A 15956-nucleotide genomic window follows, 5' to 3' on the forward strand; every position below is an offset into this window, starting at 1 on the left:
CAGTCTGTGTTCGCCGCTCTCGCACGGCTGTGACGGATATCGTCCGTCGGCTGTTGGCTTGTGTGGTGGTAGGGCAATTATCCCGGAAGGCACCTCAGTGGGTGCCGAGCTCCCAGCGGGGTCCGGCGGGGGTGTCCTCGATGACTAGGCCCGCCCGCTGGAGTTCATCACGGATGGCGTCGGCGGTGGCGTAGTCCTTACGGCTACGGGCGGCCTGGCGCTGGTCGAGAACGAGCCGGACGAGTGAGTCGACGACGCCATGGAGCTCGTCACCCCGGTCCGAGCCCGTCGCCCAGTGGTCGTCGAGGGGGTCGAGGCCGAGGACGGCGAGCATGGCCCGGAGCTCGGCGAGGCGGGCGGCGGCGGTGTCCTTGTCATCGGCGCTCAGCGCGGCGTTGCCCTGCTTCACCGTCGTATGCACGACCGCGAGCGCCTGCGGAACGGAGAAGTCCTCGTCCATCGCCTCGGCGAAGGCCGTGGGAACCTCGGCCGCGGGCTCGACCGCGCCCGCCTTCTCCACCGCGCGGTGGATGAAGCCCTCGATCCGCGCGAAGGCGGTCTCGGCCTCACGCACCGCGTCCTCGCTGTACTCGATCATCGACCGGTAGTGCGGGGTGCCCAGGTAATAGCGCAGCACAATGGGACGCCAGCGCTTGAGCATCTCCGAGATCAGCACCGAGTTGCCCAGCGACTTGGCCATCTTCTCGCCGCTCATCGTCACCCAGGCGTTGTGCAGCCAGTAGCTCGCGAAGTCATCGCCGTAGGCCTTGGACTGGGCGATCTCGTTCTCATGGTGCGGGAAGACCAGGTCCACACCGCCGCCGTGGATGTCGAAGGCGGAGCCGAGGTACTTGTGCGCCATGGCCGAGCACTCCAGATGCCAGCCCGGGCGGCCCGGACCCCACGGGGTGTCCCAGAAGGGCTCGCCGGGCTTGGCCGCCTTCCACATGGCGAAGTCGCGCGGGTCACGCTTGCCGGTCTCGCCCTCACCCGCGGGCTGGAGGAGGTTGTCCAGCTCCTGGTTGGACAGGGCCAGATAGCCGGGGTAAGAGCGCACATCGAAGTAGACGTTGCCGTCCGCCGCGTAGGCGTGGCCGCGGTCGATGAGCTCGCGCATCATCTCGGTCATCTCGGGGATATGACCGGTCGCCCGCGGCTCATAGGTGGGCGGCAGGCAGCCCAGCGCCGTATAGCCGTCGTTGAACGCGCGCTCATTGTCATAGCCGATCGCCCACCAGGGGCGGTCCTGTTCCACGGACTTCGCGATGATCTTGTCGTCGATGTCCGTGACATTGCGGATGAAGGTCACGTCATAGCCGCGGTAGGCGAACCAGCGGCGCATGATGTCGAAGTTCAGCCCGGAACGGATGTGCCCGATATGCGGGGCGGCCTGCACGGTGGCGCCACACAGGTAGATCGAGACGCGGCCCGGGGTCAGCGGGAGGAAGTCACGGATCTGCCGGGCACTGGTGTCGTACAGGCGAATAGTCACCCGTCAAGGGTAGTAGAAGAAGTACGGTGCCCCGCGCCGTGGCACCGGGCACCCGCCTTGGCGGCTCAGACCAGATCGCCCATGCCCACTGCCTTACGGGGAGAGATCCGGACCACGACCCTGGGAGCGTCCTGGGCGGCGGCCGGGTTGAACTCGGCGTACTTTTTGCCGACGTACTTCATCGCCAGGTCGTCGATCAGTTCATAAGCGCCTTCGGTGGAGATAGTGGCCGTGCCCCGGACCTCGGCGTAGTTGTACGGCGAGTCCGGGCGCTGCACGACGACGCTCACCCGGGGGTCGCGCCGGAGGTTCTTCTCCTTGCGCCGCCCGATGGTGGTGGAGAACAGCAGGTCATCGCCGTCGCGCTTGACCCAGACCGGTGATGCCTGCGGGCTGCCGTCGGGCTGGATGGTCGCCACGGTCACAAAGACCGGGCTGTCGAGAAGCTGCTTGAGGTTGTCGGACAGTGCGGCTGCCACGGGGTGCCCCTTCGCTACGGTCTTCCACGGGTTGAGGGGTGTACGAGTACCTCCCCGAAACGTATCCAACTCCCCGCCCCGCGGAGCGCAGGACTCACCCCGGTCACCCCCGGATGACCAGTGCCGTGGCGATCGCGGCGAGGCCTTCCGCGCGGCCGGTCAGACCGAGGCCGTCGGTCGTGGTGCCGGACATGGCGACCGGGGCGCCGACCGCCTCGCTGAGCACCTTCTGGGCCTCCGCCCGGCGCTTGCCGATCTTGGGTCGTACGCCGATGACCTGGATCGCCACATTGCCGATCTCGAACCCCTCGGCCCGTACTATCCGGGCCGCCTCCGTGAGCAGGGTGATCCCCGAGGCGCCGGACCACTCGGGGCGGTCGGTACCGAAGTGGGCACCGAGGTCGCCGAGCCCGGCGGCGGAGAAGAGCGCGTCACAGGCGGCGTGTGCGGCGACATCGCCGTCGGAGTGCCCGGCCAGGCCGTACTCCTCGCCCTCCCAGAGCAGCCCGGCGCACCACAGCGCACGGCCGTGCTCGAAGGCGTGCACATCCGTGCCGATGCCGACCAGGGGCAGCTTCACCGGCTCAGAAGCCATCCTTGGCCCTCCTACGGGCGAGTACGGCCTCGGCGAGCACCAGGTCCAGCGGCCGGGTGACCTTGAAGGCCTCCTCGTGTCCCGGAACAACGACGACCGGCTGGCCCAGCCGTTCGACCATCCCGGCGTCATCGGTGGCGCCCTCGCCCTCGCAGCTGACCCGCTCATGGGCTTCGACAAGGGTCTTGCGGTCAAAGCCCTGCGGGGTCTGGACGGCGCGCAGCCGGGCCCGGTCGGGAGTGCCGATGACCGGCTCGGGGTCACCGGGCCGGTCCGGGGCCGCGACCTCCTTGACGGTGTCCGGGACGGGGAGCGCGGGGACGACGGCGGGTGCTCCGGCCCGTACGGCCGCGACCACCGAGTCGACGGTGTCTATGGGCACCAGCGGCCGGGCTGCGTCGTGCACCAGCACCACCTCGATATCGGCGGGCAGAGCGGCGAGGCCATGGCTCACCGACTGCTGCCGGGTCTCACCGCCGGGGACGACCACGACCTCGGCGGCGTCGGCGGCGGGGAGCGGGTACTCATCGAGGAGGTTCTGAACCCCGGCGGCATCGTCCGGCGGGGCGACGACCACGACCAGGGAGACAGCACGGGCGCGGGCCATGGCCCGTACGGCGTGTACGAGCATCGGGGTGCCCCCCAGTACACGCAGCGCCTTTGGAGTGCCGGGCCCCAGCCGTACACCCCGGCCCGCCGCGGGGACAACGGCGGCGGTGCGGGGCTCGGTACGGGATTCATCGGACATTGGTTGCACGTTCAGGTTTGTGTCCTTGCCTGAAATGGGTATGGCCAGAGCGTGCCGGGCACGACACCTCGATCGGCCCCTTCCGTGACAACCGTTCGAGGCAGCTGCCCGGGCCCGGCACTCGTACAACGCGTACACGTAAAATCGCGCAGAAATGCCGCAGCGCCCGGCAACAGACCTACTGGTCATCGTTCGGGCACCGCGGCATTCGCGTAACAACGTCAGGACGCCAGGACCTCATCGAGCAGGGCCTCGGCCTTGTCTTCGTTGGTGTTCTCCGCGAGTGCCAGCTCGCTCACCAGGATCTGGCGGGCCTTGGCGAGCATCCGCTTCTCGCCGGCGGACAGTCCGCGCTCGCGCTCGCGGCGCCATAGATCGCGGACGACCTCGGCGACCTTGATGACATCGCCGGAGGCGAGCTTCTCAAGGTTTGCCTTATAGCGCCGGGACCAGTTGGTGGGCTCCTCGGCGTACGGCGCGCGAAGCACCTCGAAGACCCGGTCCAGTCCATCCTGGCCGACTACATCGCGCACGCCGACGAGCTCGGCGTTTTCCGCCGGCACACGAACCTCGAGATCGCCCTGGGCGACCTTCAGAACCAAGTAGGTCTTGTCCACGCCTTTGATCTGGCGAGTTTCGATGGCCTCGATCAGCGCGGCCCCGTGATGGGGATAGACCACGGTGTCGCCAACCTTGAACGTCATGTGACAGGTACCCCTTCCGTGGCTATCCAGGGTAACACGGAAACCCTGTCTTCTGAATGGCGTTTTCGCAGGTCAGGGCGCATCTCGGGGCTTGACAACTGTAGCCGGATCGTGCTTCGGGAGGCCTCCGGAACCAGGTATTCGCAGGTGAGGAGCGTTCCCGCGGCACGGAGAAACACCAGAGTTACAACTCCAGACGGTCGGATCTGGACCCTCCGACGTCCGTTTTGCCGGAATTCCAGATGTAGCCCGTTTGGCCGGAGTTATATTGATCAACGCACCGGCGAGATCAATTCCAGCGGTCCCGCATTCCCCGCCAAAGAATCCCTCGCACAGATGTGCACCCGCTTTTACGGCTCCCCTTCACTGTCCTTGGTACCGAGTACGGACGGGCCGGGTACGAGGCGTTCCCCGGAGGTCGGTACCCTGTGCGACGGATACGCCCTTACTTACCGCTAGGAGATGCCGCCGCCGTGAGCAGCACCCTTCGACGCGGCGCCATCGCCGCCACCGTCATCGCGCTCTCGACCCTCTCGCTGGCTGCCTGCGGGGCCGGGACCGACGCACAGACCAACGGGGTCAACCCCAACAACGCGTCGATCAGCGTCGGGGACATAAAGATCCAGAACGTCAACATCGTCACCAGCAGGAACGCGGACGGCCCGGCGGCCGTATCGGCCCGCATCTTCAACGACGGCACCGAGGACGAGACCCTGCGGGCCGTCACCATCTCCGGCTCCGGCGGCCCGGTGACGCTGGCCCCCGCCCGGGGCGGCGACCTCACGATCCCGGCGGGTGGCTCCCTGATGCTGGGCGGCAAGGACAACCCGTCCGCGGTCATCAATGACGCCCGCGGCAAGGGCATCCGGGACGGCAACGCCCAGCCGATCACGTTTGAGCTCAGCTCGACGGGCAAGGTCAAGATCCGCGCGACGGTGGTGCCGGTGGGGGGTGCGTACGCGGAGTACGGTGCGACGCCTGACCCGCTGCGGCGGGGGGAGCAGGTCGCTCCGGAGAGGTCCCCCGCCCCGGAGACGACCCCGGAGTCCCCGGGCGAGCCCGGCACCCACTGATCCCCTGGGGGTTTCCCCGCCCCTTCCCGGCTGTGCCGATACGCGGCTCCGCCGCGTGGCGGGGCTTGCGCCCGGTGGCGGGGGTGCCGTGGGTGGGTTCCCCGTAATCCCGCCCCTCCCCGACTGTGCCGATATGCGGCTCCACCGCGTGGCGGTGCTTCGCCCGGTGCGGGCGTGCCGTGGGTGGACTTCCCCAATTCCCGCCCCTTCCCGGAAACTGGGGCTTCGCCCCAGGGCCCCGGGGGTGGCCGGTGCGGCTGCGTGGGCCGGTGTTGTGCCCACCCGTTCCGCCCTGCGGAACGACTGCCCACAACACGGGTGTGGCCCGAGTGCCCACAACACTCGTGTGGCCCGTGCCCACAACACACGGCGGCGCGAGGCCCACAACTGCGTGAGGGGGTGGGGAGGGGTGGGTTGTTCCGGACGCTTGCCCGTGATTTGTGGGCCGACAGGGGCTTAACCGGTTGACTCAACGCTGCCGCGCGTCGGGCCGTAAATCATGGGTCCGGAACGGCCCACCCCGGACCGCCCCCGACCCACCCACCGGCCTCGTCCGGTTTAGGGCTCGAACTTGTAGCCGAGCCCACGCACCGTCACCAGGTAGCGCGGCGCGCCCGGATCCGGCTCGATCTTCGCGCGGAGCCGCTTGACGTGGACGTCGAGGGTCTTGGTGTCGCCGACATAGTCAGCACCCCAGACCCGGTCGATGAGCTGCATACGGGTCAGCACGCGGCCAGCGTTCCGCAGCAGCATCTCCAGCAGGTCGAATTCCTTCAGCGGAAGGTCGACCTTGCCCCCGCTCACGGTCACCACATGCCGGTCCACATCCATCCGTACCGGACCGGCCTCCAACGCCGCCGGTGTGACCTCCTCCGGCTCTCCACGGCGGCGTAGCACGGCCCGGATACGGGCTACCAGCTCACGTGAGGAGAACGGCTTGGTCACATAGTCGTCGGCCCCTATCTCCAGGCCGACGACCTTGTCGATCTCGCTGTCCTTGGCGGTCACCATGATGACCGGGACATTGCTGCGGCCCCGCAGCTGACGGCAGACCTCCGTGCCGGGCAGGCCCGGCAGCATCAGGTCGAGCAGGACAAGGTCGGCGCCATTGCGCTCGAACTCATCCAGCCCCTCCGGCCCCGTCGCCGCGATCGCGACCTCGAAGCCTTCCTTGCGGAGCATGTACGACAGCGCGTCACTGAACGATTCCTCGTCCTCGACAACGAGCACTCGGGTCACGGAAGGACCTCCGGGGCAGAAAGTTGATCACGGGTGAAGGTCTCATCGACATCTTCGTCGACGACATCCTCGTAGTCGGCGTAATCGGCGTAGTCGGCCGGTTCCTGCAGTGCGCCACTGGGCTGATTCCGGCTGCGCCGGTTCTCCTCAGCCCGTTCCCGCGCACTGCCCGCTTCGGGCAGCCGCAGGGTGAAGGTGGAGCCTTGTCCCTCAGCACTCCACACGGTGACCTCCCCGCCGTGTGAAGCGGCCACATGTTTGACGATGGCGAGCCCGAGGCCGGTGCCTCCGGTCGCCCGGGACCGGGCCGGGTCCACGCGGTAGAACCGCTCGAAGATCCGGTCCCTGTCCTTCTCGGAGATTCCGATGCCCTGATCGGTCACCGCTATCTCGATCATGTCTCCACCGGGCGCGGATATCCGGCGACCGGCTATGCCCACCCGCGTACGCGGCGGGGAGTAGTTCACGGCGTTCTCGACCAGATTGCCGAGTGCCGCTGCGAGCTGGCCCCGGTTCCCCCATACCTGGAGTTCCGCGGTGCCGCCCGTGGCCATGGTGATGTGCTTGGTGCCCGCCTGCTGGCGGCACCGGTCTATGGCCTCGGCCACCAAGTCGTCGACCCGGACCGACTCGGAGTCCTCCAGCGGGTTGTCGTTCTGCACCCGCGAGAGATCGATCAGTTCCTGGACAAGGTTGGTGAGCCGGGTGGCCTCGTTCTGCATCCGGCCCGCGAAGCGCTCGACCGCCTCGGGGTCGTCGGACGCGTCCATCACCGCTTCGGAGAGCAGTGACAGCGCCCCGACCGGGGTCTTGAGCTCATGGCTGACATTGGCGACGAAGTCGCGGCGGACCGCTTCGATGCGGCGGGACTCGGTGAGGTCCTCGACGAGCAGCAGGACCAGCCGGGAACCCAGCGGTGCGACCCGCGCGGAGACCGCGAGGGCGTCGCCCCGCCCGGTGCCCCGCCTGGGGAGATCCAGCTCCACCTGCCTTATCTCGCCGTCCCGCCGGGTGTCCCGGGCCATCTGGAGCATGGGCTCCACGGCGAGCTTCCCGCCGCGCACCAGCCCCAGGGCGTACGCCGCCGAGCTGGCCTTGACCACGACGTCCCCCTCGTCCAGCACGACGGCCGAGGAACGCAGCACGGAGAGCACGGTGTCGACCCCCGGTGGGAGCACCGCGTCCGTATGCAGTGAGGTCCGTGTGGGGCGGGTCTGCTCACGTTCGCTCCAACGGAACGCCAGCACCGCGAAAGCGCCGGTACACACTCCGGCGATCGCAGCCGCTGCGGCGACCGCCGCGTTCACGTCCATGCCTTCAGGTTAAGCGGGTGGCGGGAGCACCTCCCAGGTCTTCCTGGCGCAGCTCGAACACTCGTCCCTCAGAGTTCACCGAGAGGTCGGTGATGGTTCACTCCCAGTGTTCAAAATCGGTTGATACCGGACAGTCCCCTCGGATGGCCGCCCCAGAGGGGGCTGTCCGAGGGGCTGTCCCTCAGAGTTCACCTGGGTGTCGTGGGTGATTCACTTGTGGGGTCGGCCCCAGACGTATTCCGGACAGAACGTGGGAGCGTAGGGGAATCAGGCCAACCGGCGCCATGAGAGAGAAGGACAGTCATGCGGGACGCGTACCACGAGGAGCTTGACTCGATCAGCGAGAGCCTGGTCGAGATGGCCAGGCTCGTCGGCTCCGCGATCGGCCGAGCCACCACGGCGATGCTGGACGCGGACCTGAAGCTTGCCGAGAGCGTTATCGCCAACGACGACAAGGTCGATGACCTGCAGCGCGAGCTGGAGACCCGGGCCATTCAGCTGCTGGCCCGCCAGCAGCCGGTCGCCACGGACCTGCGGATAGTCGTCACCTCACTGCGAATGAGCGCCGACCTGGAGCGCTCCGGTGACCTGGCGCAGCATGTCGCCAAGGTCGCCCGGCTCCGCTTCCCGGAGTCCGCGGTGCCGCGCGATCTGCAGGCCACGATGCTGGAGATGGGGCATCTCGCGCAGCGGCTGATGGCCAAGGCCGCCGAGGTCATCATCACCAAGGACGTGGACCTGGCGCTCCAGCTGGAGCAGGACGACGACAAGATGGACGATCTGCACCGCACGCTCTTCCAGCATCTGATGGATGACCGCTGGAAGCACGGCATCGAGACGGCTGTCGATGTCACCCTGCTGGGCCGCTACTACGAGCGCTTCGCGGACCACGCGGTGTCGGTTGCCCGGCGCGTCGTCTATCTGGTCACCGGTGACTACGCGGACGAGATCGACCAGGCCACGGCGGCTGCGAGCCCCGAGTAGACGCGGCCTCCCGTAGCCGGGCGGGCCCGCCCGGCTATCCGCCCAGTCCCGCGTCGCGGGACAGCAGGGCAGCCTGTACCCGGTTCTCGCACTCCAGCTTGGCCAGGATCCGGCTGACATACGTCTTCACCGTCGCCTCGCTCATATGCAGCCGCTCCCCCGCGTCCGCGTTGGACAGGCCCTCCCCGAGGAGCGCCAGCACCTCCAGCTCCCGCTCACTCAGTGCCGCCAGCCGCTGCCGGGCCTGCGCGCCTCGCCCTGCCCCCGGGCCCGAGGCGAGGGAGTCGACCACATGCCGGGTGGCGCCCGGGGACAGATAGGCGTCACCGGCGGCGGCCGCCCGTACCGCACGGATCAGCTCATCCGGCGCCGAGTCCTTGAGCAGACACCCCCCTGGCTCAGCGCGCCCAGGACGTTCTCCCGCTCGCCGAAGGTGGTGAGGATGAGCGGCCGTACGGACGGTGCCGCGCGGCGCAGCTCGGGCAGCGCCGACAGCCCGTCCAGCACCGGCATCTGGATGTCCAGCAGTACGACGTCCACGAGATGCCGCCGGGCCAGCTCAACGGCCTCGCGGCCGTTTCCGGCCTCGGCGACGACCTCGATGTCGTCGGCCGAGGTGAGGATCATCCTGATGCCCGCCCGGATGAGCGGCTCATCATCGGCGATGAGAACTCGGATCGACGGGCCCAACGGGACTCCTGCGCGGTCAGTCAGCGGTCGGTCAGTGATCAGTCATTCGGTCAGTCAAACGCCCTCTTTTCGATCAGCTTGCCATCCCGGAAGCAGAAACGGGCCAGCCAGCCGGAGTCCTTCTCCAGCAGCGGGTCCTCGGCGGTCAGCACCAGGCAGGACGCGCCCGCGGGCCGGGGCGGGCCGTCGTCGTCCAGCCCTTCGTTGAATCTGCTTCCCTTGGGCAGCTTCGCGCGCACCTCGTCCTCGCGCTGGCCGACCTCGACCGAGTCATAGGTGTCCTTCGTGATCATGCTCTCGTCGATTGCGGTGAAGAACCACACCGCGCCCACGACGATGAGCCCCACGAGCACCAGCGCGATACCCGCTCCCCACACCAGGCATCCCCTGGTTCTGCTGTTCATGGCCTTGTCGAACTCCTCGTGCGAACGGGACCAGTCGTTGTCCGGTCCACCGTCGCCGAGTGCCGTCACGCCGGGCTGCCGACGGAAGTCCTCCGCGCTGTCGACATTCGTCGCGGTGTACGGCAGCACACCCGTCAGCCGGAAGCCGCCATCGCCGGTCGGCCCGCTGTGCAGCATGCCGCCGACCAGCCGGGCCCGCTCATGCAGACCGGCCAGCCCCTGGCCGCCGCTCACCCCGGGCGCGGCGGGCCCGGAGCTCTCGGGGGCCGGCCCGTTGACGACCTCGACCAGCAGCGAGTCCGGTTCATAGCGCAGCGCCATGGTGATGGGGGCGCCGGAAGCGTGCTTGTGCGCGTTGGTCAGGCCCTCCTGCGCGATGCGGTAGGCGGCCCGGTCGGCGGCCGGGGTCAGGGACCGTGGCTCGCCGAACTCACGCAGCACGACCGGGGTGCCCGCGCTCCGGGAGGCCTCGACGAGCTCCTTGATGTCCGCCACCCCTCGCGCGGCAGCGGACGGCGCCTCCTGGTCGTCCGGCTCGTCCCGCAGCAGCCCGACCACCTCACGCAGCTCGCGCATCGCGGAGACGGAGGCTTCCCGCAGCACCCCGACCGCCTCCCGTTGCGGGCCGGAGAGCTGCGGGTCCACCTGGAGCGCTCCGGTGTGCACGGCGATGAGCGTGAGCTGATGACCCAGGCTGTCATGCATGTCCTGGGCGATGCGCTGCCGTTCCCGCAGCCGTGTCTCACGGGCGATGACCGCGTTCTCCCGCAGGAGATGGTGGTGCTGTGCCTGGAGCGAGGCGACCAGGGCGCGCCGCTGTGCCAGATAGCGGGCGATCAGACCGGGAACGGCCACCACCGCCAGGAACCAGAGCGTGTAGAAGAAGACGCCCACCCAGGAGTTCGGTCCGGCGCCCTCGCGCAGCACGTTGATCGCCGCGACCGCCGAGGAGAGCACGAACGCGGCGGTGAACACCGCCAGCGCCCGCCCCACCCGGTGGATCCGCTGCCCCACCGACCAGCCCACCACGGGCAGCAGCAGTGCGAGCCCGGTCACCACGGCGGCCGCAGACGCGGAAACGAGCAGTACGGTCCCGGGCAGCGGCCGCCGTAGCAGGGCCAGCAGCAGCGCGCCCAGTGCCACCGCCACGATGGCCGGGCCCCGGCTGCCGCTCAGGAATTGCAGCCCTACGCAGGACAGCAGGAGCAGCAGCAGGACCGCTGCCTCGCCGATGATCCGCTGTGCCGTCCATGGCTCCGGCCCGATGAGCCATCGCCATGCCCGACGGGCCTTCGCTCTTGTGTCCACGGACACACGGTAGAAAACCCCACCCGGCGGCGCAGCCGACATTCGTCGCGCCCCGCAGCGACGAAAGGTGACAGAAGTCGACGGAAGCCGGGCGGAAGTCGGCGCAAGTCGACGGGAGTCCCGTCCGGCCGAATGCGTAGGCATGCGCCTACGCGCCCTTGATGCGCCGTGTGGGCATGGGCATGTTGGGGGGTGAAGCAGGCTCAGATCGTGCCTGCCCGGAAGGGAAGGAAGCCATGGCTGACGCCCCGATAGCACCCACGATTCTCGCCCACTCGCCCGGCCACCGCCCGACGCTGCCCATCGTGTCATCCGGTTGTTCATGCGGGCCCGGCTGCCAGTGCGGCTGCCAGTCCGGCGGCCCGTGCCAGTGCGGTGGTGGCTGCAGCTGAAATCCGGCACAGCCCTGCGGACGGATGATGGGGTCCTGGCCCATGCGACGGGTCAGGACCCCGCGTCATGCGCTCGTGGGCCACCGTAGCCGGGCCCACAGGGTGAAGGTGCCGTCCGTACTGCCGTGCTCCAGGGTGCCGCCATCGAGCTCGACCCGTTCCCGCAGGCCGGTCAGCCCCGCGCCCGCGCCCGGGATCTCCGGGGCGGTCACACCGGCCGGCAGCGGGTTGCTGACCCGTACCGTCAGATCGGTACCCGGTGCGCCGGCCAGCTGGATGGTGACCTGGGCGCCGGGAGCGTGCTTACGGGCGTTGGTCAGGCCCTCCTGGACCACCCGGTAGACGGTGCGCTGGAGCTGAGGACGCAGGGTGTCGATGGGCTGGTCGGTGATGCCATCGCGGAAGTCGATCTGCTGCCCGGCCGCGCGAGCCTCGTCGACCATGCCCGTGATGCCCACCAGCTGCGGCTGTGGCGGCGCCGGGACCGCGGTGGCGGCGTCGGCGTCGGGCTCGTCCTCGTCGGCGCGCAGCACATGCAGCACCTCACGCAGCTCATCCAGGGCCTGGTGTGCGTTGTCCCGGATGACCTGTGCGCTCTCGGCGACCTCGGCGTCGCCGAGCGCCGGACCGGCCCCGGCAGCGGACTGCTTCGTACGGTAGGCCAGCGCCCCGGCGTGCACGGAGAGCAGCGAGATGCGGTGTGCCAGCACATCGTGCATCTCACGGGCGATGGCCGCCCGCTCGGCGCGGCGGGTGTCCGTGAGCCGCCGGGCGTGATCCTGGCGTTCCCGCCGCGCGTCCTCATGGAGCTTGAGCACCAGCCGTCGCCGGGCGCTGATGGCCGTCCCCCAGGCGAAGAAGACCAGGTAGTAGGCGAGCACAAAGGCCGCGGTCGACCAGCCGCCCTCATAGGGCACCGAGTAGAGCAGGACATACGGCGCCGACGCCGCGATATAGAGGCACAGCACCAGGAGTGCGGGCCGCCAGGGGACCCGCATGGCCAGATTGAGGATGATCACCATCAGCGCGCCGAAGGCGCTGTTGGTGATGGCGCCGGCGGGCAGCCCGATCAGGGCGACGGCCAACGGGAAGCGGCGCCGCCACCACAGGGCAAGGCAGGCCAGCGCGCCCAGCGGGGCGTCGATCGCCCGCTGCCAGGCGGGCAGATAGTCGTAGTCCTGGACGGCGAGGAGCAGCACGGCCCACCAGAGCACGGCCCAGCAGAAGAGCAGGGAGTCGACCACCCAGTCCCGGGTGGTACGGCGCACCCGCTCGTCCCCTCCGCCACCCGCGCCGGCCGGGGGAGGCCCCGAGGCCGCGGCCAGTTCGCCGGGCAGCAATGACCGCGGCACGGAGGTCTGTGGGCTGCTGTCAGTCACTCCCCGAGCGTAAGCGCGGGACGGCCCGCACGCCCTGGCCCCTCGGCCAGCGCTCTGACTTGTTGCCCTACTTCTTGCCCTGGTTCTTCACGGCCTCGATGGCGGCCTTCGCGGCCTCGGGGTCGAGGTAGGTGCCACCAGGGTTGACCGGCCGGAAGTCGGCGTCCAGCTCGTAGGAGAGGGGAATGCCGGTGGGGATGTTGAGTCCCGCGATGTCCGCGTCCGAGATGCCGTCGAGGTGCTTGACCAGTGCGCGCAGGCTGTTGCCGTGCGCGGCGATCAAGACCGTACGGCCGGTGAGGAGGTCCGGCACGATGGTGTCGTACCAGTACGGCAGCATGCGGGTGACGACGTCCTTGAGGCACTCGGTGCGCGGACGCAGCTCGCTCGGGATCATCGCATAGCGCGGGTCGTCGCTCTGCGACCACTCGGCACCGTCCTCGAGCGGCGGCGGCGGGGTGTCGTACGAGCGGCGCCACAGCATGAACTGCTCCTCGCCGAACTCAGCGAGGGTCTGCGCCTTGTCCTTGCCCTGCAGCGCCCCGTAGTGCCGCTCATTGAGCCGCCAGGAGCGGCGAACGGGGATCCAGAGCCGGTCTGCGGCCTCCAGCGCGAGCTGGGCGGTGCGGATGGCGCGCTTCTGGACGGAGGTGTGCACGATGTCGGGCAGCAGGCCGGCGTCCTGCAGCAGCTCACCGCCGCGGACTGCCTCCTTCTCGCCCTTTTCATTGAGGTTGACGTCCACCCAGCCGGTGAACAGATTCTTCGCGTTCCACTCGCTCTCGCCGTGGCGGAGGAGGATGAGCTTGTACGGTGCGTCGGCCATGACGTTCAGCCTAACGGGTGCGCCCCTGAGCGCCCCCTTGAGCCAGCAGCCGGGAAGGCTCCCCTAACGTTGTGGGCAGTCGTTCCTCCCCCAGCTAACTCCCCCAGACTTCGTCTGGGAGGTGCCCCCAGGGAGGTGCCCCCAGGGCGGAACGGGTGGGCACAACACCGGCCACCGGCCCGCACCCGCCAACCCCAGGGCCCCGGGGCCAAGCCCCGGTTTCCGGGAAGGGGCGGGATACGGGGAAACCCACCCACAGCACCCCGCAGCCGGTGCCATCTGCCGTCGCCCAAGCGCGAGTTGACGGAAGAATCACGGATCCCTCTGAACGCTCCAGCCTCTCCCTCCGTATGAGAAGGAAGCGCAATGTCCGTCTCCCCTACCCCGGAAGGCCCTGTTCCAGAACGACCCAGAGGGAATCCATGAATCTGAAGACACACAGGCGCTCCCGTTTGGCCAGGAGAACAGCTGCCGCGGCGGCAGCGCTGCTGCTGGGAGGCGGTGGGCTGGTCGCGGCCAATGTCTACGCGAGCGCCGGCAGCCCTTCGCACAATCGCGGCGAAACCCAGGACGGTGCGGCCGATCAGCCGACCATGTCCACCGTTGAATGTCCGGAGGTATCGGATGAGCTGCCCGAGATGCCGGGCTCTGCACGCAGGGAAGTGGACCGCAACCTGGCGCTCCTGGACAGCCAGGTCGCCGATGCCTATCAGCGGCTCCGCAGCTCTCAGAGCGCGATCGACAATGACCCGGACTTCGTGGACAACGCGATCCTCGGCCCGCTGAAGGACAAGCGGACCGCGACGATCAACCGAATCGTCACCGCGATCGACCGGTCAGCCGATCGGCCGCAGGGCCTGGACTCACTGGCCGAGTGCTCGCTGCGCGAGAATGTCGCCGCGCCGGCTGAGGACGATGGGCAGGCTGGGGGTGATGGGCGGCGGCAGCAGGTGGGTGGTCCGGCTGCCGAGGACTTCGTCGATATCACTCAGGTGCGGCCCAATGTCTCCCGGCCGCAGAACCGGCGGGGTGCCTCAACCGGCACGTTCATCACTGAGTGCGGCAAGAACGAGAACGGCGTCTTCAACTCCGACAACCTCATCGCCGCCCCCGGCGTCAGCAACGGCGCCCACCACGTCCACGACTACGTCGGCAACCAGGACAGCAACGCCTTCGCCAGCGACCGCGACCTCGCCCGCGCCAACACCTCCTGCGCCAACCAAGAAGACCAGTCCTCCTACTACTGGCCCGTCCTGCGCCTGCAAAACGGCCAGAACGAACGCGACGCCAACCAGGCCGGCGGCGGCAAGGACGGCAACATCGGCCCCATCCAGACCCCCGCCACCGTCGACCTCACCTTCGAAGGCAACCCCCGCTCCAAAGTCGTCGCCATGCCCCGCTTCCTGCGCATCATCACCGGCGACGCCAAAGCCTTCACCAACGGAACCGACAACGCCAACGCCTCCTGGAGCTGCACCGGATTCGAAGACCGCCAACTCACCGACAAATACCCGATCTGCCCCCAGGGCAGCCAACTCGTACGCACCTTCCGCTTCCAAAGCTGCTGGGACGGCCAGAACACCGACAGCGCCAACCACCGCACCCACGTCGACTTCGCCAACGACGACGGCTCCTGCGACAACGGCTTCCAGCCCATCCCCCAGATGGTCCAGCGCATCACCTACGACCTGCCCCCCGGACCCAAATTCGCCGTCGACTCCTTCCCCGAGCAGCTCCACAAACCCGTCACCGACCACAGCGACTTCATCAACGTCATGTCCGAACGCCTCATGCAAAAGGCAGTCAACTGCATCAACCAAGGCCGCACCTGCAAGAACTGATCCGAGTTACGGGAGGTTCAGACCATGCGTTTCCCCAGCCACGCGGCGGTCCCGGCGCTCGCTCTGACGGGAGCGGTGCTGCTCGGCGCCTGCGGCGGCGGCACGGATCAGTCAGCGGCGCCCAAACCCGCGACCGGCAGTCTCGAAGAGCTCGCTGCCAAGACGGCTTGCGAGGTCGAGGTGGACATCAACGCCGACGAGTTGCGGCAAGGGGTGTGCAAGACGGATGACGGCCGCTATGTCCTGACGACTTTCGCGACGAGCCGGGGTCAGCAGGAGTGGCTGGAGGAGGCGAAGCCATACGGCGGCACATATCTCATCGGCAGCCGATGGGTCGCCGTGGGCGAACCGGATGTACTCGGTTCGCTGCGTGGCCGACTCGGAGGGGAGGTGGAGAACGGCGACTCGCACTCCGGCTCACACGGTGATGAAACCGATGAGCACAAGGTTCATCACGAGAACTGACCGCGCGACTAGAGTGCCGGCAGA

At 68.7% G+C, this 15956-nt stretch carries 14 protein-coding genes and 1 pseudogene; 4 read left to right on the plus strand and 11 right to left on the minus strand.

The window, feature by feature from the left end; genetic code table 11:
- Positions 1–94 precede the first annotated feature (94 nt).
- The 5 genes from cysS to test1122_RS10610 all read right to left on the minus strand — a co-directional run bounded on the left by cysS (position 95) and on the right by test1122_RS10610 (position 4018).
- Positions 95–1492: a cysteine--tRNA ligase gene (gene cysS / locus test1122_RS10590; protein ID WP_232268919.1), complete on the minus strand. Its 1398-nt coding sequence runs from the start codon at positions 1490–1492 to the stop codon at positions 95–97.
- 65 nt (positions 1493–1557) lie between these two features.
- Positions 1558–1971, minus strand: a complete 414-nt coding sequence (locus test1122_RS10595) for a PPOX class F420-dependent oxidoreductase (RefSeq protein ID WP_232268920.1) — start codon at positions 1969–1971, stop codon at positions 1558–1560.
- A gap of 103 nt (positions 1972–2074) precedes the next feature.
- Entirely contained in the window at positions 2075–2566 is a 492-nt protein-coding gene (gene ispF / locus test1122_RS10600; protein ID WP_232268921.1) for a 2-C-methyl-D-erythritol 2,4-cyclodiphosphate synthase, read from the minus strand.
- A complete protein-coding gene (ispD, locus tag test1122_RS10605; protein WP_232268922.1) occupies positions 2556–3314 on the minus strand; it encodes a 2-C-methyl-D-erythritol 4-phosphate cytidylyltransferase in 759 nt (252 codons plus the stop codon). Before ispD ends, ispF begins: the two co-directional genes overlap by 11 nt.
- Before the next feature lie 221 nt (positions 3315–3535).
- A complete protein-coding gene (locus tag test1122_RS10610; RefSeq protein WP_031508181.1) occupies positions 3536–4018 on the minus strand; it encodes a CarD family transcriptional regulator in 483 nt (160 codons plus the stop codon).
- A 473-nt stretch (positions 4019–4491) separates the two neighbouring features.
- Here test1122_RS10610 and test1122_RS10615 point away from each other — a divergent pair, with 473 nt between their 5' ends.
- Positions 4492–5091 carry a copper chaperone PCu(A)C gene (locus test1122_RS10615; RefSeq protein ID WP_232268923.1) on the plus strand — a complete coding sequence of 200 codons (600 nt, stop codon included), beginning with the start codon at positions 4492–4494 and terminating at the stop codon, positions 5089–5091.
- 558 nt (positions 5092–5649) lie between these two features.
- Here the strand turns inward: test1122_RS10615 and phoP are convergent.
- Both phoP and phoR read right to left on the minus strand, forming a co-directional pair.
- Positions 5650–6321 (minus strand): two-component system response regulator PhoP, encoded by a 672-nt coding sequence (gene phoP / locus test1122_RS10620; protein WP_479685735.1) that lies wholly within the window; start codon positions 6319–6321, stop codon positions 5650–5652.
- Between the two features lie 5 nt (positions 6322–6326).
- A complete protein-coding gene (gene phoR / locus test1122_RS10625) occupies positions 6327–7643 on the minus strand; it encodes a two-component system sensor histidine kinase PhoR (protein ID WP_232268925.1) in 1317 nt (438 codons plus the stop codon).
- Positions 7644–7946: 303 nt separating this feature from the next.
- Between phoR and phoU the strand changes: the two genes are divergently transcribed.
- On the plus strand, positions 7947–8627 hold the full coding sequence (gene phoU / locus test1122_RS10630; protein WP_232268926.1) for a phosphate signaling complex protein PhoU: 681 nt from the start codon (positions 7947–7949) through the stop codon (positions 8625–8627).
- Positions 8628–8661: 34 nt separating this feature from the next.
- On the opposite strand, the pseudogene test1122_RS10635 reads toward phoU, so the two are convergent.
- The 4 genes and pseudogenes from test1122_RS10635 to test1122_RS10650 all read right to left on the minus strand — a co-directional run bounded on the left by test1122_RS10635 (position 8662) and on the right by test1122_RS10650 (position 13626).
- Positions 8662–9254 (minus strand): annotated as a pseudogene (locus test1122_RS10635) (LuxR C-terminal-related transcriptional regulator).
- Positions 9255–9367: 113 nt separating this feature from the next.
- Positions 9368–11029, minus strand: a complete 1662-nt coding sequence (locus tag test1122_RS10640; RefSeq protein WP_232268927.1) for a sensor histidine kinase — start codon at positions 11027–11029, stop codon at positions 9368–9370.
- Between the two features lie 457 nt (positions 11030–11486).
- On the minus strand, positions 11487–12800 hold the full coding sequence (locus tag test1122_RS10645; protein ID WP_232268928.1) for a sensor histidine kinase: 1314 nt from the start codon (positions 12798–12800) through the stop codon (positions 11487–11489).
- A gap of 67 nt (positions 12801–12867) precedes the next feature.
- Entirely contained in the window at positions 12868–13626 is a 759-nt protein-coding gene (locus tag test1122_RS10650; RefSeq protein WP_232268929.1) for a phosphoglyceromutase, read from the minus strand.
- A 422-nt stretch (positions 13627–14048) separates the two neighbouring features.
- On the opposite strand from test1122_RS10650, the gene test1122_RS10655 reads away from it, so the two are divergent.
- Together test1122_RS10655 and test1122_RS10660 are read left to right on the plus strand one after the other, a co-directional pair.
- Positions 14049–15467 carry a DUF1996 domain-containing protein gene (locus test1122_RS10655; protein WP_232268930.1) on the plus strand — a complete coding sequence of 473 codons (1419 nt, stop codon included), beginning with the start codon at positions 14049–14051 and terminating at the stop codon, positions 15465–15467.
- A gap of 24 nt (positions 15468–15491) precedes the next feature.
- Positions 15492–15932, plus strand: a complete 441-nt coding sequence (locus test1122_RS10660) for a hypothetical protein (protein WP_232268931.1) — start codon at positions 15492–15494, stop codon at positions 15930–15932.
- Positions 15933–15956 lie beyond the last annotated feature (24 nt).

It is taken from the genome of Streptomyces gobiensis (assembly GCF_021216675.1).
In the GTDB taxonomy this organism is placed as follows: Bacteria; Actinomycetota; Actinomycetes; order Streptomycetales; family Streptomycetaceae; genus Streptomyces; species Streptomyces gobiensis.

What these genes read in the sequence shown, in the direction of transcription:
- ispF (WP_232268921.1), bottom strand. Translation starts at nt 2,566, where the DNA reads ATGGCTTCTGAGCCGGTGAAGCTGCCCCTGGTCGGCATCGGCACGGAT.
- test1122_RS10650 (WP_232268929.1), bottom strand. Translation starts at nt 13,626, where the DNA reads ATGGCCGACGCACCGTACAAGCTCATCCTCCTCCGCCACGGCGAGAGC.
- test1122_RS10655 (WP_232268930.1), top strand. Translation starts at nt 14,049, where the DNA reads ATGAATCTGAAGACACACAGGCGCTCCCGTTTGGCCAGGAGAACAGCT.
- phoU (WP_232268926.1), top strand. Translation starts at nt 7,947, where the DNA reads ATGCGGGACGCGTACCACGAGGAGCTTGACTCGATCAGCGAGAGCCTG.
- ispD (WP_232268922.1), bottom strand. Translation starts at nt 3,314, where the DNA reads ATGTCCGATGAATCCCGTACCGAGCCCCGCACCGCCGCCGTTGTCCCC.
- phoR (WP_232268925.1), bottom strand. Translation starts at nt 7,643, where the DNA reads ATGGACGTGAACGCGGCGGTCGCCGCAGCGGCTGCGATCGCCGGAGTG.
- test1122_RS10610 (WP_031508181.1), bottom strand. Translation starts at nt 4,018, where the DNA reads ATGACGTTCAAGGTTGGCGACACCGTGGTCTATCCCCATCACGGGGCC.
- test1122_RS10660 (WP_232268931.1), top strand. Translation starts at nt 15,492, where the DNA reads ATGCGTTTCCCCAGCCACGCGGCGGTCCCGGCGCTCGCTCTGACGGGA.